At 45.4% G+C, this 2428-nt stretch carries 3 protein-coding genes; 1 reads left to right on the top strand and 2 read right to left on the bottom strand.

Annotation, left to right across the window (positions count from 1 at the left end):
• On the bottom strand, positions 1 to 362 hold a 362-nt coding region (locus PX482_RS17235), incomplete at its 3' end, for an RNA-guided endonuclease InsQ/TnpB family protein (RefSeq protein WP_288122746.1).
• Between the two features lie 90 nt (positions 363 to 452).
• Here PX482_RS17235 and PX482_RS17230 point away from each other — a divergent pair.
• Complete coding sequence (locus tag PX482_RS17230; protein WP_288122745.1) at positions 453 to 1307, top strand: helix-turn-helix domain-containing protein; 855 nt, start codon at positions 453 to 455, stop codon at positions 1305 to 1307.
• Positions 1308 to 1420: 113 nt separating this feature from the next.
• Here the strand turns inward: PX482_RS17230 and PX482_RS17225 are convergent, their stop codons facing one another.
• Positions 1421 to 1933 carry a hypothetical protein gene (locus PX482_RS17225; RefSeq protein ID WP_002760886.1) on the bottom strand — a complete coding sequence of 171 codons (513 nt, stop codon included), beginning with the start codon at positions 1931 to 1933 and terminating at the stop codon, positions 1421 to 1423.
• Positions 1934 to 2428: the final 495 nt, after the last annotated feature.

Raw genomic sequence — 2428 nt, 5'->3', positions numbered from 1 at the left:
TCTTTAAATTTAAAAGCAGATTTGGTAAATTCGGCACTTCCTCCCTGATGTTTTTTCTTAAAGTTAGGATACTTAGTCCGACCAGCAAAGAAATTAGTAAAAGCTGTTTGTAAATGTCTTAACCCTTGTTGTAAAGGTACACAGCTTACCTCATTGAGAAAGTCTAATTCTTCTTGCTTTTTCCAATCGGTTAGCATTGAAGAAGTTTGAGCGTAGCCTACTCTTTCTTGTCTTTCGTACCAAGCTTGTGTTCTGAGATGGAGTGCCTTATTGTAAACCAATCTTACATAGCCCAAAGTGCGCCGCAATAGCGACTCTTGTTCGGGTGTGGGGTAAAATCGGAACGAGTAGGCCTTTTCCATATCTCGCACTCTAGCATATATCGTGTAAATGCGCTAATATTTAACAGTAAAGCCGTCGTAGAACGACGGGGTTTCAGACCCAAATTTTCGATGACTGGAATTATGAGTCAACTCAGTCCCCTACAAGCCGAACAAATCAAGGAAATCGGGACTTATTTACGTCAAAAACGAGAAGAAAGCTGCCTGAGCATAGACGATATCGCCGCCCTGACGATGATTAGATTGCCGATGCTAGAAGCGTTGGAAACGGGGAATTGGGAGAAATTACCAGAATTAATTTATGTCAAGGGATTTATCAAACGCTACGGTGATGCTCTAAAAATTGATGGTAAAGCTTTAGCCGATCGCTTGTCTCCTAGTGCGGAACAATTAGCTCAAGAGGTAACTATCCCGAAAACACTGCCCACAAAAGTTACCCCTCTCCCCAAGGCTGAACCCGCTGCCCCAAAAGTGGAACCGGTGAAAGCAGAAAAACCAGCCCCGGAAACTGGCCCTCAACCGGCTAAATCAACCTTTTTCGGGATGTATCTCTGGCTAGGCTTGCTGGCGGGCATATTTTGTGGTATTGGCTATCTTTTCCTCCGTCCCCCTCTCTCTAACCCCCCTGCCCTTACTCCCTCTCCTTCCCCCGTGGTTTCCCCCGCGCCGGTAGTCCCTCCCGCACCGATAGCCTCTCCTTCCCCTTCTCCTCAGTCAAAAGTTCCCCTCTCAGCCGAAGTAACTATTGAACAGGCCGCTTGGGTAAGGGTAATTGCCGATGGCAAAAAAGTCCATGAAGGCAATCTCCAACCCGGGACTAAACAAACTTGGACAGCCCAAAAGAGTTTAAATATTCGATCGGGCAATGCTGGCGGTGTTAAAATCTCTCTTAACGAAAAACCTGCCCAATTAATGGGTAAAGCTGGTCAAATCGGCGAAATCACCCTAACTGCACCTCCTCAGTAGGATTGGGTGTGGGGTGTGGGAAGATGGGGTGTTGGGGTGATGGGGTGATGGGGTGTTGGGAAGAATAAAAAAAATAATCTCCTGACTCCCGACTCCTGATCACTGATCACTGATTAGGCTGCATTATCCCAGATGGGGGTAAGGGTCTGATAATCGTAGCGGGAAGCGTTGGGATGACAGGTGACACAGGTGGTGTGACCGAGAGGAGTGGGTAAATTGACCCTAGGGTGCAAAACCTTTAAATAGCTAGACTGTTCAATTAAGAGGGGAACAAAAGTAGTCTCGCTAAGAGGGCGGGAAGAATAACTGAGATAATCCCAGATAAGACGCTGAGTAATGCCAACAATTGGTTTTAAACGGATACCATAGTGAGAATTAGGATTTTCTAGGATTTTTTTCCAAGTTTGACTGGGTAGGATGCTCGGAGGAATAGCAATATGGCAGGTGGCACAATTTTCTAGATAGGTTTGCTCTCCAATTTGATAACGATTTAGCAATGTATCCGAGGAGGGAGATTGGGCGATCGCTGGTTGTTGAAGTAGCGAAGCCAGTAGAATACCCCCTAGAATACTGAGGAGAAAGAGGATCAGAAAAAAAATCGATTTCACTTGACCGCTGGAAGGCATGACTGGGATGACGAGTAATTGAACACAATTTTGACACTCTCGCCATCACAATGCCAAGCTGTGTGATGGGAGATTCTTGCTTCACAGAAACCTGCTTTTTAAGACGAATCCCAAGGAGTCTTACAGTCTCTCCACAAGCTTAAACTCCTGACTGCCCATCAGTATTTGGGAGCTTCTGGTTTATGTGTGGAAACGAGGTCTATACTGATATTTTCTAGTTTCTTCCGCGGCCCGACTGAGCATCGCCGAACGTTAAAATAGCCCTAAAAGTCTTGCTTGATAGGTATTTCACGGTTTCCTAAGCAAAAATTAAGTAGGTAGGCGTTAAAAATTATCAGATGCCCCCCTTATCAAGGGGGGACTAAGGGGGGATCGGCACCCCCCTTATCAAGGCTGTCCATTAGTCACATCTTTCTTAACATTTCAAACCTTTGTAGCACAACGCTTTCAAGACTCGGTTAACAATTTGTAATATTCCTTGTTGACACCCTTACT

The sequence above is a fragment of the Microcystis sp. M53602_WE12 genome (assembly GCF_030065455.1).
GTDB lineage: Bacteria > Cyanobacteriota > Cyanobacteriia > Cyanobacteriales > Microcystaceae > Microcystis > Microcystis aeruginosa.
The sequence above is the reverse complement of the archived record's forward strand: the minus strand, read 5'-3'. Positions and strand labels throughout refer to the sequence as shown.

Bases quoted from the DNA above. Each gene is read 5' to 3' on its own strand.
- PX482_RS17230 (WP_288122745.1), top strand. From the start codon at position 453: ATGACTGGAATTATGAGTCAACTCAGTCCCCTACAAGCCGAACAAATC.
- PX482_RS17225 (WP_002760886.1), bottom strand. From the start codon at position 1,933: ATGCCTTCCAGCGGTCAAGTGAAATCGATTTTTTTTCTGATCCTCTTT.